Source organism: Streptomyces sp. IBSBF 2435, assembly GCF_036815005.1.
In the GTDB taxonomy this organism is placed as follows: domain Bacteria; phylum Actinomycetota; class Actinomycetes; order Streptomycetales; family Streptomycetaceae; genus Actinacidiphila.
In genome coordinates this window covers 1-18,145 of sequence record NZ_JAJSYW010000144.1, presented here as the reverse complement: position 1 = coordinate 18,145, position 18,145 = coordinate 1, and the positions used below count along the sequence as shown (strand labels likewise).

The following is an 18,145-nucleotide window of genomic DNA, read 5'->3' as shown; positions in this document are numbered from 1 at the left end:
GGACATGGAGGGTGGTCAGGGCGTCCGCGAGGGGCGTGGTCCAGGCGGTGAAGGCGGACGCGGTGGCCTCGCGGGCCGAGGGCGTGGATGCCGTCGAGTCGACGGTGGCGGCGACGACAGGGCAGCCGGTGCCGAAGCCGGTGGACTCGAATTCGTCGATCCATTGCCGGGTCATCGAGGCGAAGAGGGCGCCGGGAGTGGGCTCGGGGAGGTCGGCCAGGTAGCGGGAGACACGTCTGCCCGCGTAGTGGCCGGCCCAGGCGACGGCCTCGTTGACCAGTTGTTCCTTGCCGCCGGGGAAATAGTGCTGGAGGGAGCCGCGGGGCGCCCCCGCCCGGGCGGCAACGTCGCGCATGCCCGTCGCGCCGACGCCGTCGCGGCGGATGAGCTGGGCCGCGGCGAAGACCATCCGCTCCCGCGGACCGTGTGTGCGAGGTTCAGTCATCTTCGCCTCCTCAGGTCCGGTCCAGCTTATAGACGCCGCTGGGGCCGTCCGCGGAGTACGCGAGGTGCTCCGCGGGCAGGTGGCGGCCCAGTGCGCCGAGCAGGGCGGAACGGCCGGGCAGTACAGCGGCGCTGACGCGGAGGACGCCGCGGTCACGGGCGCGGGCGAGCAGCAGGTCGAGCATGGCGCGGCCCACGCCCTGCCGCTGCCAGGCGTCGCCGACGAGGACGCCCAGTTCCGCGACCGGGGAGCCCGGGGGGAGGGCGAGGCTGGCGAGGCCGACCAGCCGCGCCCTGTCGGCGCCGTAGGCCACCACCGCGTCGTGGACCTCGGCACGGCCGGCCAGCACATGTGCCAGGTAGTCCGCGGGAAACGCGCGGAGGCGGCCGAAGAAGCGCCGTCCGACGGTGTCCTCGGAGCAGGCGGCGAACAGGCCGTGCAGGGCGGCGGCGTCGGCGGGCCGGACAACCGCGACCTGCCAGCCGTGGAGGGCCGCCGCGGGCATCGGCCGGGGCGGCGCGACCTGCTCTATGACAGTGGTCATAGTGACTAGTATTATGACGACTGTCATAGATCGCAATGCCGTCATCACGGCTACCGCAGGAAAGGACCCGACGGCATGCCGACAGCAGGCTTCCTCGGTCTCGGCGTCATGGGGCAGCCCATGGCCCTCAACCTGGCGCGGCAGATGGCGGACGGGCCGCCGCTGACCGTGTGGAACAGGACACCCGGGAGGAGCGTGCCGCTGCGTGCCGCGGGCGCCCTGGTCGCGGACGCGCCAGGTGACGTGCTGCGTACGAGCGACGTCGTCTTCCTGATGCTGGCCGACGGCCGGGCGATCGACGCCACCCTGACACGCGGCACCGCCGCCTTCGCCGGGCACGTCGCAGGCCGGACACTCGTGCACATGGGCACGACCTCGCCCGACTACTCGCGGGCGCTGGCGGCCGACGTCCTGGCCGCGGGCGGCCACTACGTGGAGGCGCCGGTGTCGGGGTCGCGCGAGCCGGCGGAGACCGGGCAGTTGGTGGCGATGCTGGCCGGGGAGCAGCAGGCAGTGGACACCGTACGACCGCTGCTGGGTGCCATGTGCCGGGAGGCGTTCGAGTGCGGCCCGGTCCCTGGCGCGCTGCTGACGAAGCTGTCGGTGAACCTCTTCCTGATCACCATGGTCACCGGGCTCACCGAGGCCTTCCACTTCGCCGACCGGCACGGTCTCGACCGCGACCGCTTCCTGGCCGTGCTCGACGCCGGGCCGATGGCCAGCGCGGTGTCCCGGATGAAGGCGCCCCTGCTGAGGGACCGCGACTTCGCGGTCCAGGCGGCCGCCCTGGACGTGCTCAAGAACAACCGGCTCATTGCCGCGGCGGCCCGGGAGGCCGGCCTTGCGTCGCCGTTGCTGGACGTCTGCCACGCGCTGTTCGACGAGACCGTGGCACTCGGCCACGGCGGCGCCGACATGGTCGCGGTGCTGCACGCGATCGAGGCCCGCACCGGCGGAGCACGGCCCTCCGGAAAGGCCTAGGCTGCAACCGCCCCACGGGCACGATCAGTTGATACGACCAGCGGACAAGCGGAGGACGAGCGGATGGGTGTGGCGATCCGACAGGCCGGGCAGGACGACAGGGCGGCGGTGAACGCCCTGCTGGACGAGGTCTTCCGGGACGACCCGGTCAGCAGCTGGGTTTTTCCCGACCCGGCCTACCGGCGGCGCAGGCACGGTGCGCTGATGGGCGCCTTCCTCGACACCGCGCTCACCGGGGGCTACGTGGACGTGGCGGTGGACGGCTCGGCGGCGGCGCTGTGGCTGTCGGTGCCGGCCGGCGGCCACCCGGCCGACGAGGACGGTCCCGCGGCCTTCCGCCGGGCCGTCGACCCGACCAACGAACGCGTCGAGACCATCGCCCGGATCCTCGACGCCGCCCACCCCACGGAGCGGGCGCACGAGTATCTGATGCTCATCGCGGTGGACTCCGCGGCCCGCAGTCAGGGGCGGGGCACCGAGCTGATCACGTCCGTGCTGGCCCGCTGCGACCGCGAGGGCCGCGCGGCCTATCTGGAGGCCAGTACGGCCCGCAGCCGCGCGCTCTACGCCCGCCTCGGCTTCGTCTCGCCCGGCCGCACGGTCGACCTTCCGGACGGCCCGCAGATGTGGCCGATGTGGCGCGAGCCGATGCCGGTCCGAGAAGCCTGACGGCGCGTCCGGCACCATTCGCCGCGGCGCATGGTGCCGGGCCGTGCGGCCTCAGGCCAGTGTCTTGCAGAGGTCCTCGTACGGGCCCGCGAGCGCCAGCAACGTTTTGCCGGTCTTCCCCGCCACCGTGCTGATCCTGACCGACATGAAGGTGCTGGCCACGATCCACCGGTTCTGCGGCCGGTCGCCGGTGTGGAAGCCGGCCGACCAGTCGTTGCCGCTGAGGATGTACGAGTCCGGGTCGGGGTACGTGAGCACGCCGCTGCCCGAGATGTCGCGCTGGACGGATCTCCCGGTGGTCAGATTGGTGACCCGCATGATCAGCGGGCCGGTCTCGACCGCGACGACCGGGTTGCCGGCCGCGTCGCTCCAGGTCCTGATGGTCAGATCGCCGACCGGGAAGTCGGCGCGCGAGGGAAAGGCGCACACCACGCCCGCGGCGTAGTCGAACGGCTCCTGTACCGGGTGGGTGACGACAGGTCCCCGCAGACCCGACACGTCCGCCGGCACGCCCGGCAGGACCGGGACGCCGTCCGCCGGTGTCGCGGCACTCGCGCCGGTCGGCGCCGCCAGCAGGGCGGCGACCGCGCCCACCACCAGGGCCGCGCTCGCAGCCCGGCGCACGGCCGGTCCCGCGCCAACTGCCGCGCCTCGCGCGCTGTGCCGCGCCCGGCGCCCCGTGCTCCGCTGCCGTGTCCTCATCCCACGTCCTCCCGTTCCGTGAAGCGACCGCATGACCGGCTGTGTGGGCGGGGCGCCACCCGGCCGGCCCCCGTACGTCCGGGGCGCCCCGCGGACACCACCGTGCCGTGTAGAAAGGACCACGGCGACACGTTTCGGCCCTGGCCGAAGCAAATGGGGGAGCCCGTGCGCATTCACTTCACGCTCACCGACCTGGCCCGCACCCGGCTGGCGGCCCGCCCGAGCCCGCTCGCGGTCACCACTTTCAGCGCCTTCCGCCTGGTGCAGCGGGCCGGCGCACCCGGTCTCGAAGGCTGGCGGCGGCAGGTCCGGGCGGGCTTGGCAGCGCCTGGTGACGGCGTTGACCGGCCGGCGCCGCAGAAGCCGTACTTCGCGCAGCTCGCCCCCCGCGACCCCGCGCACCCCATCCCGCGCTTCCTGCGCCCGCACATCGGGCTGCGGAACCTGGACGACGAGCTGGAGCGGCTGCTGAGCACCCCTCAGCGGGCCCTGCGGGCCGACCTGGACTACGTCGGCAGGCACCGCCCGCTGCCCCGCTGGACCCGGGACCTGGCCGACGGCGACCCTGCCGCGGCGAACGGGCTGGCCGCGGCGGTACGCGACTACCACCGGGTGGCCGTGGCGCCGTACTGGCCCGGGCTGGCCGCGCTGCTCGCCGCCGACCGGGCGGCCCGCACCCGGCAGTTGGGGGACGGCGGCATCGAGGAGGTGCTGCACGCGCTCGGCCCCCGGATGCGCTGGCGGCCTCCGGTGCTCGAAGTGCAGACCCGGGCGGAGGTCGAGTACGACTACCACCTCGGCGGGCGCGGCCTGGTGCTGGCGCCGGGCGCGTTCAGCTCGTACGTGCCCTGCGACCCGGACGAGGAGCAGCCGACGCTCTACTACGAGGTCGTCCCCGACAGCGACCGCCATCCGCTCCTCGCCCCGCTGAGCGGCCCGCACGGGGGTCTGGCCGCGCTGCTCGGGCACAGCAGGGCGGCGGTGCTCGAAGCGATCGCCGACGGTGTGACGACCGGCCAGCTGGCCCGCCGGGTGGGCCTGTCGCCCGCGTCGGCCAGCGAGCACGCCGGCGTCCTGCGGCGGGCCGGTCTTGTCGCCACCCGGCGCAGCGGCCGGTCCAGCCACCACACGCTCACCGCGCTGGGCTCCGAACTGCTGCTGCACGCGGCGGCCTCCACGTCTCCCGCGCCCTGACGTCCCGGTCCCACCCCGATGAAGGCCCCGGTACATTGCCGCGCCGAATCGGTACCTGCACCGGCCGCCCGAAAAGCGCGGCGCACTGGCCGCAGCGCGAGCCGTACGCCCGCCCCCTGCGCCGGATGCCGCGCCCATTCGGCTGACGCGGCTCACCTCGTACGTGTGTCGGGGTCGCAGACGTGGCTGATCGTCGGATCGTTGGCCCGCACGCGCGCTGTCCGCCCCGGCCGTCGCGCCCGGGGACGGGCACACCGCGGCGCGAGCCCCCACCGATCGCCACCGTCCCCACCGGAGTCCGACATGCGCTTGTTCGCGCGCGGCCTGTCCGCCGCCGCCCTGGTCCTCGCACCGCTGACCGTGGCAGGCACTCCTGCCGTTGCCGCAATCCCGCTCCCCGCGCCCGCCACCGCGCTCGCCCCGCTGCGGACGCACGACGACGCCGTCGCCGGGCAGTACATCGTCACCGTGCAGAAGACCCTCGACCCGTCGTCGGTCGCCCAGAACATCGGCCTCAAGCCGTTCTTCACCTACAGCAGGGCCCTGCGCGGCTTCGCCATCACGCTCGACCCGGCGCAGCTCGACACGGTCCGCAGGACGCCGGGCGTCGAGGCCGTGGAGGAGAACGCGTCGGTGACCGCCTACGACCTGGCGGGCACGACCGTCCCCGCGGTCGACGGCGTCGTCAGGGCTGCGGCCGGCACCTGGGGCCTCGACCGGATCGACCAGCGCAATCTGCCGCTCGACGGGCAGTTCACCACCGTCGGCAAGGGCGCGGGCGCGACCGCCTACATCATGGACACCGGCATCGACTTCGGCCACAGCGAGTTCGGCGGGCGGGCCGTACCCGGCTTCGACGCGATCGGCGACGGCCGCAACGGGCAGGACTGCGCCGGTCACGGCACCCATGTCGCGGGTACGGTCGGCGGCGCCACCTATGGTGTCGCCCCGAAGGCGAACCTGGTCAGCGTCAGGGTGCTGGGATGCGACGGCAAGGGCAGCTGGGCCGGGATCATCGCCGGCTTCGACTGGGTGGCGAAGAACGCCAAGCAGCCCGCCGTGCTGAACGCGTCGCTGGGCGGCGGCTACTCCCCCGCGGTCAACGACGCGGCCACAGCGCTCGCCGACGCAGGGGTGCTGCCGGTGGTGGCGGCCGGCAACAGCTCCGAGGACGCGTGCGACGTCTCGCCCGCGAGCGCCCCGGGCGCGCTCACCGTCGGGGCGACCGACTCCGCTGACCACCAGACCGACTTCAGCAACTACGGCGCGTGCCTGACGCTCTACGCCCCCGGCCAGGACATCGTCTCGGCCAAGCTCGGCGGCGGCAGCATCGCCTTGGACGGCACCTCGATGGCCAGCCCGCACGCGGCCGGTGTCGCGCTGCTCTACAAGGCGGCGAACCCCGCCGCCGGCGCGTCCGACGTGAGCAGCTGGATCGCGAGCCAGGCCACTGCCAACGTGCTCACCGTCAGCGCGGGTTCGCCCAACCGGCTGCTCTACACCGGCGGTCTGTGACCCGTCCCGCCCCACCGGTGAGCCGCCTCGTCCGCACGAGGCGGCTCACCGCCGTTCAGGGACGCCCCGCACCCCGCCGCCATGTACGCCGGATCCAGCGGGCGTCCCGGCGCCGGGAACGGCCGTACGAGCCACACTCCCGTCCACCGATCGGTGGACGCCCGTCACGTCACGACAGCTCACCGTACGTGACCGGTGCGGGGACAGTGCACGCGTGGCGGGGGCGGCGGGCCGGGGTCACGATGGAGGCACCGGAGGGCGGTGAGCCCATGCGTGAACAGGACAGGGCCCCGGGGTCAGCGGCGGGTGGTCCGCGGCGCGACCCCGCGCGGCGAGCGGCGGACGGGAAGGCGGCACGCCGTCGCGTACCGCGGTCCGCGCAAGCCCGCTTCGAGCCGGGCAAGAAGCGCTTCGACCCGGTCGGCCTGCTGGAACAGCAGTCCGCCGACCGGGTGCGGGAACTCGTGCCGATCCGCTACGGACGCATGCTGGAGTCGCCCTTCCGCTTCTACCGGGGCGCCGCGGGCATCATGGCCGCGGACCTCGGCCAGGCGCCGCACACCGGGCTCACCACCCAGCTGTGCGGGGACGCGCACCTGCTGAACTTCCGGCTGCTCGCCTCCCCCGAGCGCCGCCTCGTCTTCGACATCAACGACTTCGACGAGACACTGCCGGGCCCCTTCGAGTGGGATCTCAAACGGCTCGCGACCAGCTTGGAGATCGCCGCCCGCGCCCGCGGCCTCGACGCCCGGCGGCGCACCGCGATCGTCCGCGGGGCGGTCGAGGCGTACCGCGAGCGGATGCGGCTCTTCGCCGGCATGGGCACCCTCGACGTCTGGTACGCGCAGGACGACGCCGACCAGCTCGCGGCGCTGCTGCCCGCCGACCAGCCGGACAGGACCGTCAGGCGCCGGACGGCCAAGGCGCTGGCGAAGGCACGCACCAGGACCACCGCGCAGGCCTTCGACAAGTTGACCACCGTGGTCGACGGGCGGCGCAGGATCGCCTCGGACCCGCCGCTGATCACCCCGCTGCGCGAGCTGCTTCCAGGCGACCAGCGCGTCGAACTGGAGTCGAAACTGCGTGAGTTGCTGCGCAACTACAGCGACAGCCTGTCGGCGGAGCGGCGGATGCTGCTGAGCCGCTTCCACGTGGTGGACATGGCGCGCAAGGTCGTCGGCGTCGGCAGCGTCGGCACCCGGTGCTGGGTGATCCTCGCCATCGGCCGCGACGAACAGGACCCGCTGCTGTTGCAGGCCAAGGAGGCGGGGCCCTCGGTCCTCGCCCCCTACGCCGGCGCCGCCGTCCACGACAACCAGGGCCAACGCGTCGTCGCCGGACAGCGGTTGATGCAGTCCGCCGGGGACATTTTGCTCGGCTGGGAACGCGTCATCGGCATCGACGGGCGGCAACGCGACTTCTACATAAGGCAGTTGCGCGACTGGAAGGGAATCGCGCAGCCCGACACCATGTCCCCGACGATGCTGCGGCTCTTCGCCCGGGTCTGCGGCGCCTCCCTGGCCCGCGCGCACGCCCGCTCCGGCGACCCCATCGCGCTCGCGGCATACGCGGGCGGCGGGGACGCGCTCGACCGCGCCCTCGCCGAATTCGCCGAGGCTTACGCCGACCGCAACGCCTTCGACCACCAGGCACTCGCCACCGCGGCGGCGGACGGCCGCGTCCGCGTCGCTCCCTCTCCCGACTGAACCGGAGGCCCGTCATGAGCAACACCGTCTACCTCGCCTACGACTACCCGGTCCTGGGTGCCTTCTGGACCGCGATGTGGGTGTTCCTGTGGGTGCTGTGGGTCTTCCTGCTCTTCCGGATCGTCGTCGACCTCTTCCGCGACGACTCGATGAACGGCTGGGTCAAGGCCGCCTGGCTGCTGTTCGTCCTGGTGCTGCCCTTCCTGGGCGTCTTCGTCTACGTCTGTGTTCGCGGCGCCGGCATGGGGCGGCGGGAGGCGCAGCACTCGAAGGCGCATCAGCAGGACATCGATGAGTACATTCGCAAGACCGCCGGTTCTGGGGCGGGGGGTTCGGGCAGCCCGGGCGGCTCGGGGAGTTCGGCCGACGAGTTGGCCAAGCTGGCCGAGATGAAGACCGCGGGGCACCTCTCCGAGCAGGAGTTCCAGCGGGCGAAGGAGAAGATCCTCGGCTGAGAGCCCGCCCGTCTCCCCGGGTGCGCCCCGGTGGGCGGCCGGTCGCGCGGTTCCTCGCGCTCCCGGGCGGGTGCCCCCTCCGGGAGGAAGGCGGCGGCTAGTAGACGTCGCGGACGTATCGTCTCTCCGCGGCGAGTTGCTTGACGTACGCCGCCGCCGCGCCGGACGGCAGCCCGCCGTGTGCGGTGGCGATGTCGCGCAGCGCCCGGTCGACGTCCTTCGCCATGCGGGCGGCGTCACCGCAGACGTAGAAGTGCGCGCCGTCCTGGAGCCAGGACCACAGCAGCGGGCCGTGCTCGCGCATCCGGTCCTGGACGTAGACCTTGGCCCGCTGGTCGCGGGAGAAGGCGGTGTCGAGGCGGGTGAGGGTGCCGTCGGCGAGGCGGGCGGCGAGGTCGTCCTCGTAGTAGAAGTCGGTGGCCCGGTGCTGCTCGCCGAAGAAGAGCCAGTTCGGGCCGCGGTGGCCGCGGGCGCGGCGCTCGTCGAGGAAGCCGACGAAGGGGGCTACGCCGGTGCCGGGGCCCACCATGATCATGGGGGTGGCGGGGTCGGCGGGCGGCCGGAAGTCCGGGGAGCGCCGGACGTGCACGGGCACGGTCGTACCCGGCTCGGCGTCGGCGAGGAAGGGCGAGCAGACGCCGCCGCGCGGCCGGCCGTCCGGGCTGTCGTAGCGCACGACGGAGACGGTCAGCGAGATGCACCGCGGGTCGGTGAGCGGGCTGGACGATATGGAGTACAGCCGCGGCTGGAGCTTCTTTAGCACCCCGGTCCACTCGTCCGCGCCGGCCCGGACGGCGTGTTCCGCGATGGCGTCCACCGCGTGCCTGCTCCATGACCACCGGGCGAGTTCGTCCTTGTTGTCGGGCCGCAGCAGCTTCCTGAGCGCCCGGTCGTGCGTGCGGTCGGCGATGAAGCGCAGCAGGTCGGGGGTGATCCTGGTGATCTCCAGGTACTGGCGCAGCGCTTCGCCCAGCGGGACGTCGCCGATACCGGGGACGGTGACGCCGGTGTACGGGTCGAGACCGGTCACGGCGAGCCATTCGGCCACCAGGGCGGGGGAGTTGACGGGCAGGACGCCGAGCGCGTCGCCGGCCTCGTACGGCAGCGGGACGGCGCTGTCGCGGGTGTCGAAGGTGAAGCGGCGGACTTCCTTGGCGGCGCCCGGCCGTCCGAGCAGCCGGTTGCCGGTGAGCCGGGCGGTGCCGCCCGCGGGCCGCCGTACGGGCCCGGCGGGCGCGGGGACCGGGGAGTTCGGCGCGGCGGCTTCGGCGGCTCCGGCGGGGGGCTGTGCGGCGGTTTCGGCGGGCGGCGGCTGCGCCAGAGCGCCGAGCACCTGGTCGAGCCAGGCGAGCGCGGACGGTTCGTAGTCGGGCTCGCAGTCCGTACGCGGCGCGAGGCGTACGCCGCCCAGTTCGCCGAGGCGTTCGTCCAACCGGCGTCCGTGGCCGCAGAATTCGGCGTAGGAGGAGTCGCCGAGGGCCAGGACGGCGTAACGGCGGCCGTCGAGCCGCGGGGCGCCCGGCGCGGTGAGGGCGTCCCAGAAGCCGGCGCCGTTGTCGGGGGCCTCGCCGTCGCCGAACGTGCTGGTGATCAGCAGCAGGTCGGCGGTGGCCGGGAGCGCGGCGGGGGAGGCGTGGGCCATGCCGAGCAGCGTGGCCCGGTGGCCAGTGCCGGTGAGGCGCTGGACGGCGGCCGCGGCGAAGCCCTCGGCATTGCCGGTCTGCGAGGCCCACAGCACCACCACCTCCCTCCCGGACTGCGGCACTTCGGTGTGCGGTACGGGTTCGGGGCCTGCGGGCAGCCGCGAATACCTGCCCGCCAGAGCCCCGTTGACCCAGAGCGCGTGCCCGGGCGTGAGGGGCGCTTGCGGCGGGAGGACGGGTACACCGGTCACGTCCGGGCCGAGGCCTGCCAGGAAGCCTGCCAGGTAGGTCTGTTCGTGCTCGGCCAGCGCGGGCGGTGCGAGGTCCGGTATGCCGAAGACGTCGCCGGGCGCGGCCTCGGCTGGTGCGGCCTCCACCGGTGCGGCTTCCACCGGTGCGGTCCCGGCCGAAGCGGACTCGGACGGTGCGGACTCGGACGGTACGGACTCGGACGGCGTGCTCTCCGCGGGCCCGGGCTCGCCCTGTCCCGCCTCGATCGGCGCGGCGACTCTCGTCAGCGACACCGCGCACACCTTGAACTCCGGCTGGAAGGACACCGGGTCGATCGCGTCGCTGGTGACGGCGTTGACGCTCAGGTACTCGCCGAACAGGTCGTTCCAGTGGAAAGGCGCGAAGCAGCAGCCAGGCAGCACCCGGTCGGTCAGCACCGCGGGCAGCACCGCACGGCCGCGCCGTGAGGCGACCTCCACCGGGTCGCCCTCGGCGATGCCCAGGCCGGCGGCGTCCCGCGGGTGCAGTTCCACGAACGGCCCGGGGTTGAGCCTGTTGAGCTTGGCGACCTTGCCGGTCTTGGTCAGGGTGTGCCACTGGTGCTGCAACCGGCCGGTGTTGAGCACGAAGGGAAAGTCGTCGTCGGGCATCTCGGCGGGCGGCACATGCGGCCTGGGGTGGAAGACGGCCCGCCCGCTCTCGGTCGGGAAGCGCAGCCCGTCGCCCTCGATGTAGCGGATCGGGTTGCGGTCGGGGCCGTCCTCGGTGGGGGCCGGCCACTGCACGGGCGTGTCCCGCAGCCGCTCGTACGTCACGCCCCGCAGGTCGTAGCCGGTGACCGGATTCCAGGCCCGGCGTATCTCGTCGAAGACCTCCCCGGGTCCCGCGTAGTCGAACGCGGCCCCGTAGCCCATCGCGCGCGCCACCTCGGCGATGATCCGCCAGTCGGGCAGCGCCTCGCCGGGCGGGTCGACCGCCTGCCGGGCGAGGGTGAGGTTGCGCTCGCTGTTGATCAGGACGCCCTCGGACTCGGTCCACATCGTGCCGGGCAGCACGATGTCGGCGTAGGCGTTGGTCTCGGTGTCGGCGAACACGTCCTGGGTGACGACGAACTCGGCCGCCTCCAGGCCCTCGATGACGGTACGGCGGTTCGCGACCGACGCCACCGGGTTGGTGCAGATGATCCAGCAGGCCTTGATCTCGCCGTCGGCCATCCGCCGGAACATCTCCACCGTGCCGCGCCCGGCGCCGTCCGCCCGCACGGTGCCGGGCGGCAGCCCCCACAAGTCCTCGGCGAAGGCCCGGTCCTCGGCCACCAGGACCGAGCGCTGCCCGGGCAGACCGGGACCCATGTAGCCCATCTCCCGGCCGCCCATGGCGTTCGGCTGGCCGGTGAGCGAGAACGGGCCGCTGCCCGGACGGCAGATCGCGCCGGTCGCAAGATGCAGGTTGATCAGGGCGTTGGTGTTCCAGGTGCCGTGCGTGGACTGGTTGAGGCCCATCGTCCAGCAACTCGTCCATTCGGCCGCGCCGCCGATCAGGTCGGCGGCCCGCCGCAGGTCGGCCTCGGGTATGCCGGTGATCCCGGCGACGGCCGCCGGCGGGTAGTCGGCGAGGAAGCCCGGCATCGTCTCCCAGCCCTCGGTCCAACGGGCGATGAAGTCCCGATCGGTACGGCCGTTGGCGTGCAGCAGGTGCAACAGGCCGTTCAGCAGCGCCAGATCGGTGCCGGGGCGGATCTGCAGGAACAGATCCGCCTTCGCGGCCGTCGCATTGCGGCGCGGGTCCACCACGATCAGCCTGGCGCCCGCCTTGACCCGCTCCATCATCCGCAGGAAGAGGATCGGGTGGCAGTCGGCCATGTTCGCGCCGATCACGAGGAAGACGTCGGCGTGGTCGAGGTCCTCGTACGAGCCGGGCGGGCCGTCCGCGCCGAGCGACAGCTTGTAGCCGCTGCCCGCGCTGGCCATGCACAGGCGGGAGTTGGACTCGATCTGGTTGGTGCCGATGAAACCCTTGGCGAGCTTGTTCGCCAGATACTGCGCTTCCAGGCTCAGTTGGCCCGACACGTACAGCGCCACCGCGTCCGGTCCGTGCTCGTCCACGACCGCCCGTAGCCGGCGGCCGGTCTCCGCGATCGCCTCGGCGGCGGGCGACGGTACGGCTTCGGCGCCGCGCTCCTGGCGGACCAGCGCGCTCGCCAGCCGGCCGGGCGCCGCCAGCATGTCCGCGGTCGTCGCGCCCTTCGTGCAGAGCCGGCCGCGGTTGGCCGGGTGCGCCTTGTCGCCGACGGCCTTCAGTACGGTGCGGCGCCCGTCGGGACCGGCTCCGACGTCCAGCAGGAGGCCGCAGCCGACGCCGCAGTACGAGCACACCGTCCGTACCGTCGTCGTTCCCACCTGCGGGTCCTCCCCCCGCGGCCCCCGCGGCCGCGCCCGCCCGACGCTACGAACCCGCGATTACGCCGCGGTCACCCCGCGGGCCGCCCGCGGTTACACCCTCTGCACACAGGTTGCCGAGCCCCTGTGAGCCGAGCCCCTGTGGGGTTGCTTCTACGATCCCACGGTGGCGCTGCGGGGAAACCGGTCGCGCACTCGCCCGCGCCCCTGGGGGCGGGCGCCACTTGCGGTGGCGGCGCTTCTTTCCCACGGTTGTGGCCGAGCGCGCAGTTCCCCGCGCCCTTTGGGGCGTCCTCCGGCGCGGCGGACAGGCCGTTCGGGGAGCGGGTGCCTGCGGCTGTCCGCCGGGGGAGATCCGGGGCCGCGCGGCTGGGCGAGCGGAAAGCCTCAGGAAAAAGCCGCCGCACGCGTCGCCGCCCACGCCGCGAACGGGCGGGCCGGGCAGCCCGTGAGGGCAGCGACAGTGGCAGTGGTCGCCACCGGCGTGCCGTCGTGGCTCCGCCAGTGGTCGAGGAGGGCTTCGGCGTAGGACGCCGGAATACTCGTCTCCGCCATCCACCCGGCACGGCTGACCGTCTCGACCCGCACGGGGCGCTCCCGGGCCGCCCCGATGAGTTCGGCCCGCTCACGGAAGGTGAGGGACTGCGGCCCCGTGAGGGTGTACGCCGGAGCCGTGTACCGCTCGGGCGCCGTCAGCACGGCAGCGGCTGCCGCCGCGAGGCCGTCAATGATGAGGGACGGAGACGGCCGCATGCCCGACCGCGAGGAGTTGCTCGACCAGGTCGTCACGGAGGCCCGGCGCCATTACGCGGCCTGGACGCTGTTCAACCAGCGGATGGCCGAACGGCTCGGCCTGCACCCCACCGATGTGCAGTGCCTCAATCTGCTCGACCTGGAGCCCGACCCGCTGACCACCGGCCAGATCGCGGTGCTGCCGGACTGACCCCCGGCTCCGCGACCCGGCTGGTCGACCGGCTGGTCGCGGCGGGCCCGGTGGAGCGCCGCGCGGACCCGGCCGACCGCCGCAGATCGCTGGTGGCGCTGATGCCGGGCGCCCTGGAGGGCCTGGGCGACGCCTGGGAAGGGCCGGGGGACGCGTACGACACGATGCTCGGCTCGTTCAGCGACGCCGACCTCACCGTGATCCGCCGCTATTTCCGCGCCGCCGCCGAGGTCGGCAGCGAGCAGGCCGCCGAGATCGGCCGTACCTGACCGCGGCTCGGCTCAGGCAGCGGCTGCCGGGGGGGCGGACCGCGGGGCGGACCGGAAAAGACGGAGGGGCCGCCGGCACGAGATCGCCGGCGGCCCGGATGGAGCAGGTGGAGCGAGCGGAACGTCAGTGGTTGGCGGCACCGTTGCCGGACAGGACCGGGATGTTGTCCAGGATGTGCGACAGCGGCTCGTCACCCTTGGCCTGGGTGGAGTTCTCGGCGCACTGCTGGTTCTGCGGCGACGACAGCACGTTGACGTCCTGGACGGTGATCGGGATGAGGCCGATCAGCGAGCCGACGTTCGCCTTGACGGGCAGGCCGATGCAGGGCTTGTTCAGGGTGCCCTGGATGAGGCCGAGCTGCGGGCTCTGGGTGCCGCCGGTGACGGTGTTGCCGTAGGCCTGCACAGCGCCGTTGCCGTTCACCGTGGTGGTGCCGGTGTCGTTGCCGATGGCCATGGCCGGGGCGGCGGCGGCGCCGACTGCGACGACCGAAGCGGCGAGGGCGGCTCCGGCCAGCATCTTCTTGATCATTGTGTGTCCTTTTGCGATGCGGGATTGCGCGGTTCTGGAAGGAAGGTCTGAGCGATCTGATCAACCGCTCATGACGGGTTTGGTTCCGGCGTTTCACTCCGATGGTGGAGTCGGGCCGCCAGGAAAGTGACGGGGCGTCAGCCGCCGAGTCCGCCGAGCACGCCGCCCAGACCGCCGAGCGGCAGTCCGCCCAGCGGCAGCCCGCCCAGCAGCGACGCGCCGGGTACGGCACCGTCCAGGCCGGACTTGGCGACACCCTGGGTGGCCGTGCTCGCCTGCCCCAGGAGGGCGTCGGTCGAGGTGTTGCCCCGGAGGTTGTCGGTCGTCTTGCCGAGGGTGCTCAGAACGGGACCGAGCGGGGCGCTGTCGCCGAGCTTCTGCAGCGGCTGCTCATTGAGCGCCTGGTTGATCCCGCTGTCGATGCTGGTCGGCATCGTGCTCATGTTGTCGGCGCTCGCGGCGTCGGCGAATGCGGGCGCCGCCACACCGACCGCCATCATGGAGCCGGCCACGACCGCTGCAACCTTCGAGTACTTCACTTGCCACCCTTTCGGTAGCGCCGGAATGTCTGTCGGCATGAACAACGACTACGGAGTGCAACGGAAACTGTGTGCGGACCCGCCGCCTGACAATCACCCGATAGTGCGGCGGCTTGACTTTCCGGGCCCGGGCAAGGAAACGGTCGGAAATCGCTCAGGAATACGTGCGCTGAATACGCGCGGTACGGGTCGAACGCCGATAGAGCATCGCGCCGCTGAGCAGGAGCGCGGCTCCCGCGCCGGTCGCCGCGCCCACCGCCCCCCGCGACGCGCCGGTCTCCGCGAGCTGTGTGTGCACCTCGGGCGTGGTGACGGGGGGCTTGGCGTGCCGCGGTCCCGGCACCACGGGGGTGGCGGGCGCCTCGCCGTTGGCACAGGAATTCCCGCTCACGGCATTGAGCAGCGCGGCCACGTCCACGGAGTTCCCGCACACGTTCACCGGCGCCTGGACCGGGATATTCACGCTGTTTCCCGACAGCACTCCCGGCGAGCCGTGCGTGTCGCTTTCCGCGGTGGCTCCGTACGAATGGGTACCGGCCGGCACATCGGCTTCCGGCGAATGGGCGTCGGCCGAATGGGGTGATCCGTTCAGGGCGCCCTGTGCGTCGGAGTCCGCGTTCGCATAGCCTCCCGTCACGGCGAGGATGCTGCTCGCGGCAGCAACGGTGAGCAGACTCCGGCTCAGAATCTGTCGTCGCATCGACTCATTTCTCCGCTCGTGCAAGGTCGTGCAAGGGTGGTGCAGATGACGGACCGCCCCGGAGTGCGGCGCACTCGGCCCGGGGCGGTACCTGGTCGGAGCGTGCTGTCCGACCTGTCGGCGTCGTTCGTCGTCAGTCGGCGTTGACGCAGGTGTTGCCGAACGTCGGGTTCAGCAGCGCGATGATGTCGACGGTGTTGCCGCACAGGTTGAGCGGCACGTGCACCGGCACCTGGATCAGGTTGCCGGACAGCACGCCCGGGGAGCCGATGGCGGCACCAGTCGCGTCGGAGCTGGCGAACGCCGGAGTGGCGACGCCCATCGCCATTACGGTTCCGGCGGCGAATGCCGCGGCCTTGGTGAGCTTCTTCACGGTTCTACTCCTTTTCCAGCGGCGGTGGCATTTTCTGCCGTCACGGATTTCGTGCCGACAGGTCCCGTCATCTCGGAACCCTGCTACCGCGCGGTTCATTCAACGATGATTGATGCCGATAGGTGACTCCCCGCCCGTCTTCGAACGGCATCATCCACTCGGATGGGCGGCAAAATTTGCATATTTGCAGTCCGGTTGCGCGGGAACGACTCCGTCCGCCGGCTTCTCACCGGCGGTCGGAACCGTGAGGGGGTACCCGGCGGACCCTCGGGAAATCTGGGCTCAGCTGTTGCCCGCGCCGTTGCCGGAGAGGATCGGGATGTTGTCCAGGAGGTGCGACAGCGGCTCGTCGCCCTTCGACTGGGTCGAGTTCTCGGTGCACTGCTGGTTCTGCGGCGACGACAGGACGTTGATGTCCTGGACGCTGATCGGGACCAGGCCGATGAGCGAGCCGAGGTTCGCCTTGGCGGGCAGCGCGATGCAGGGCTTGTTGAGCGAGCCCGAGATCAGCGCGAACGACGGGCTCATGTAGCCGCCGGTGTAGGTGTTGCCGTAGCTCTGCTGGGAACCGTTGCCGTTGGCGGTCGTGGTTCCGCTGCTGTCACCGATGGCCATCGCCTGCGGGGCGACCGTCGCCGAGACGCCCGCGATGGAGGCGGCCACGGCTGCCGTGGCGAGGAACTTCTTGATCACGGTGGGACCTTCTTGACTGGAGTGGGATTGCCCCCGGAAGACGGGTCGGACTGTCCAACCCCCGGCATCGGCGTTTAGTAATGCCGTTTCACCCGAATGGATAGTGGTGCCGGTCGTGTTCGCCCCGCACCAGGCGTGCGGGTGAGCGTACGGGCGGCGGATTGACGCCATGTCAACCCGCTGCGGTGTGATCGTCGTAAGAGACCGCCAACGGCTCCCTCGTGCGCGCGGCTTGCGTGATTTTCGACGCGCCTTCTGCGACGGTGCATTTCTGTTTCCCCGGGATTGACCGACCGGCTCGGCATTCGTCGACCGGGCGGCCTTCCGCGGGACCGGATGGCGGGGTTTGACGGGCTCGCAGAGGGAGATCGGCGCGCGATGCCGCAACAGCAGGACGGACTCGCCGGGTTGACAGTGCTGCATATGGCCCAGCCCGTCGAGGGCGGGGTGGCCCGCGTCGTGGCGGACCTGGTCCGCGCGCAGGTACGGGCGGGCGCCCGGGTCGTCGTCGGCTGCCCGGCCCCCGCCGCCGGGCGGGCGCTGCCTGGCCGCGGCTTCACGGCCCCCGGCTCGTCCGGCCCCGGGGTCCCTCCGCCCGACACGCTGCCGCAGGCCGCCGCGCGCGCCGGCGCGGAGGTCGTGCACTGGTCCGCCCGCCGCGCTCCCGGCCCCGGGCTCCCCCGCGAGGCCGCGGCGGCGGCCCGGCTGGTGCGCGCGGTCCGGCCCGACCTGCTGCACCTGCACAGTGCCAAGGCCGGCCTCGCGGCCCGCCTCGCCGTCCGCGGCGGCGTGCCCACCGTCTTCCAGCCGCACGCCTGGTCCTTCGACGCGGTCGGCGGCGCCACCGCCGAGGCCGCGCGCGCCTGGGAGCGGCACGCCGCTCGATGGGCGGACCGGGTGCTGTGCGTAAGCGACGCCGAGCGCAGGGCCGGACGGCAGGCCGGGGTACGCGCCCGCTGGGCAGTGGTGCGCAACGGTGTCGACCTCGCCCGTTTCAGGCCCACCGCAGACCGCGACGGCGTCAGGGCCGCGCTGCCCGCGCTGTCCGACGCCGGGCCCGATACGCCGCTGGTGGTGTGCGTCGGACGGCTGTGCCCGCAAAAGGGCCAAGACGTACTGCTGCGCGCCTGGCCCGCGGTCGCCGCGGCACTTCCCGCGGCCCGGCTCGTGCTGGTCGGCGAAGGGCCCGACCACCGGCGGCTGCTGCTCGACGCGCCCCCCGGCGTACTGCTCGCGGGCACCGCCCGCGACACCGTGCCGTGGTATCAGGCCGCGGACGTGGTCGTGCTGCCCTCGCGGTGGGAGGGCATGGCGCTGGCACCGCTGGAGGCGATGGCCTGCGGACGCCCGGTGGTGACCACCGACGTGAGCGGCGCCCGCGAAAGCCTCCACCCTGAAGACGCCGAGGCCTGCGTCGTCCCGGTCGCGGACGCCGCCGCTCTGTCCGCGGCCCTGGTACGGCTGCTCACCGACCGGCCGCTGCGTACGGCTGCGTCCTTGCGCGCCCTCGCCCATGCCCGCGCCCAGCACGACGTGGCAAGAGCCGCGGCAGGTGTCGCCGCGGTCTATCGCGACGTCCTGGCGCTCCCCCACCCCGTACGCCCCCGGCGGC

Annotated in this window: 19 protein-coding genes and 1 pseudogene; 10 read left to right on the top strand and 10 right to left on the bottom strand. The window is 72.8% G+C overall.

The features are described 5' to 3' along the window. Together V7E46_RS24305 and V7E46_RS24300 are read right to left on the bottom strand one after the other, a co-directional pair. Positions 1–445, bottom strand: a 445-nt coding sequence (locus V7E46_RS24305) for a TetR/AcrR family transcriptional regulator (RefSeq protein ID WP_333770401.1), incomplete at its 3' end; no start/stop codon positions are given. Positions 446–455: 10 nt separating this feature from the next. After that, positions 456–989, bottom strand: a complete 534-nt coding sequence (locus tag V7E46_RS24300; protein ID WP_333770400.1) for a GNAT family N-acetyltransferase — start codon at positions 987–989, stop codon at positions 456–458. A gap of 75 nt (positions 990–1,064) precedes the next feature. On the opposite strand from V7E46_RS24300, the gene V7E46_RS24295 reads away from it, so the two are divergent. After that, positions 1,065–1,970: an NAD(P)-dependent oxidoreductase gene (locus V7E46_RS24295; protein WP_333770399.1), complete on the top strand. Its 906-nt coding sequence runs from the start codon at positions 1,065–1,067 to the stop codon at positions 1,968–1,970. 63 nt (positions 1,971–2,033) lie between these two features. Further along, entirely contained in the window at positions 2,034–2,639 is a 606-nt protein-coding gene (locus tag V7E46_RS24290; RefSeq protein ID WP_333770398.1) for a GNAT family N-acetyltransferase, read from the top strand. 51 nt (positions 2,640–2,690) lie between these two features. Here V7E46_RS24290 and V7E46_RS24285 read toward each other — a convergent pair whose 3' ends face one another. Next, the gene (locus V7E46_RS24285) at positions 2,691–3,263 is read right to left on the bottom strand and encodes a hypothetical protein (RefSeq protein ID WP_333770397.1); all 573 of its coding nucleotides are present in this window, start codon (positions 3,261–3,263) and stop codon (positions 2,691–2,693) included. Between the two features lie 243 nt (positions 3,264–3,506). On the opposite strand from V7E46_RS24285, the gene V7E46_RS24280 reads away from it, so the two are divergent. The 4 genes from V7E46_RS24280 to V7E46_RS24265 all read left to right on the top strand — a co-directional run bounded on the left by V7E46_RS24280 (position 3,507) and on the right by V7E46_RS24265 (position 8,211). Next, complete coding sequence (locus tag V7E46_RS24280; RefSeq protein WP_333770396.1) at positions 3,507–4,535, top strand: winged helix-turn-helix domain-containing protein; 1,029 nt, start codon at positions 3,507–3,509, stop codon at positions 4,533–4,535. A gap of 303 nt (positions 4,536–4,838) precedes the next feature. Then, positions 4,839–6,050 carry a S8 family peptidase gene (locus tag V7E46_RS24275; RefSeq protein WP_333770395.1) on the top strand — a complete coding sequence of 404 codons (1,212 nt, stop codon included), beginning with the start codon at positions 4,839–4,841 and terminating at the stop codon, positions 6,048–6,050. Between the two features lie 269 nt (positions 6,051–6,319). After that, the gene (locus V7E46_RS24270; protein ID WP_333770394.1) at positions 6,320–7,756 is read left to right on the top strand and encodes a DUF2252 domain-containing protein; all 1,437 of its coding nucleotides are present in this window, start codon (positions 6,320–6,322) and stop codon (positions 7,754–7,756) included. Between the two features lie 14 nt (positions 7,757–7,770). Continuing rightward, positions 7,771–8,211, top strand: a complete 441-nt coding sequence (locus V7E46_RS24265; protein WP_333770393.1) for an SHOCT domain-containing protein — start codon at positions 7,771–7,773, stop codon at positions 8,209–8,211. Positions 8,212–8,308: 97 nt separating this feature from the next. Here V7E46_RS24265 and V7E46_RS24260 read toward each other — a convergent pair whose 3' ends face one another. Further along, on the bottom strand, positions 8,309–12,484 hold the full coding sequence (locus tag V7E46_RS24260) for a bifunctional nitrate reductase/sulfite reductase flavoprotein subunit alpha (protein WP_333770392.1): 4,176 nt from the start codon (positions 12,482–12,484) through the stop codon (positions 8,309–8,311). A 387-nt stretch (positions 12,485–12,871) separates the two neighbouring features. Next, a complete protein-coding gene (locus V7E46_RS24255; RefSeq protein WP_333770391.1) occupies positions 12,872–13,237 on the bottom strand; it encodes a hypothetical protein in 366 nt (121 codons plus the stop codon). Between V7E46_RS24255 and V7E46_RS24250 the strand changes: the two genes are divergently transcribed. From V7E46_RS24250 to V7E46_RS24240, 3 genes and pseudogenes are all read left to right on the top strand, one after another. Next, positions 13,236–13,427: a hypothetical protein gene (locus tag V7E46_RS24250; RefSeq protein ID WP_333770390.1), complete on the top strand. Its 192-nt coding sequence runs from the start codon at positions 13,236–13,238 to the stop codon at positions 13,425–13,427. The genes V7E46_RS24255 and V7E46_RS24250 overlap by 2 nt on opposite strands. Further along, positions 13,424–13,468, top strand: a pseudogene (locus tag V7E46_RS24245) (hypothetical protein); the annotation flags it as partial. The gene V7E46_RS24250 and the pseudogene V7E46_RS24245, both read left to right, overlap by 4 nt. Positions 13,469–13,477: 9 nt before the next feature. Further along, positions 13,478–13,696 (top strand): hypothetical protein, encoded by a 219-nt coding sequence (locus tag V7E46_RS24240; RefSeq protein WP_333770403.1) that lies wholly within the window; start codon positions 13,478–13,480, stop codon positions 13,694–13,696. 124 nt (positions 13,697–13,820) lie between these two features. Here V7E46_RS24240 and V7E46_RS24235 read toward each other — a convergent pair whose 3' ends face one another. The 5 genes from V7E46_RS24235 to V7E46_RS24215 all read right to left on the bottom strand — a co-directional run bounded on the left by V7E46_RS24235 (position 13,821) and on the right by V7E46_RS24215 (position 16,533). Continuing rightward, complete coding sequence (locus V7E46_RS24235; RefSeq protein WP_329177221.1) at positions 13,821–14,228, bottom strand: rodlin; 408 nt, start codon at positions 14,226–14,228, stop codon at positions 13,821–13,823. A 137-nt stretch (positions 14,229–14,365) separates the two neighbouring features. Beyond that, positions 14,366–14,767, bottom strand: a complete 402-nt coding sequence (locus tag V7E46_RS24230; protein WP_329177219.1) for a hypothetical protein — start codon at positions 14,765–14,767, stop codon at positions 14,366–14,368. A gap of 154 nt (positions 14,768–14,921) precedes the next feature. Beyond that, positions 14,922–15,467 (bottom strand): chaplin, encoded by a 546-nt coding sequence (locus tag V7E46_RS24225; RefSeq protein WP_333770389.1) that lies wholly within the window; start codon positions 15,465–15,467, stop codon positions 14,922–14,924. A gap of 133 nt (positions 15,468–15,600) precedes the next feature. Next, on the bottom strand, positions 15,601–15,795 hold the full coding sequence (locus V7E46_RS24220) for a chaplin (RefSeq protein ID WP_333770402.1): 195 nt from the start codon (positions 15,793–15,795) through the stop codon (positions 15,601–15,603). A gap of 327 nt (positions 15,796–16,122) precedes the next feature. Then, positions 16,123–16,533: a rodlin gene (locus tag V7E46_RS24215; protein ID WP_329177216.1), complete on the bottom strand. Its 411-nt coding sequence runs from the start codon at positions 16,531–16,533 to the stop codon at positions 16,123–16,125. A 423-nt stretch (positions 16,534–16,956) separates the two neighbouring features. Here V7E46_RS24215 and V7E46_RS24210 point away from each other — a divergent pair. Next, positions 16,957–18,145: glycosyltransferase (locus tag V7E46_RS24210; protein ID WP_333770388.1), on the top strand; the 1,189-nt coding region annotated here is incomplete at its 3' end.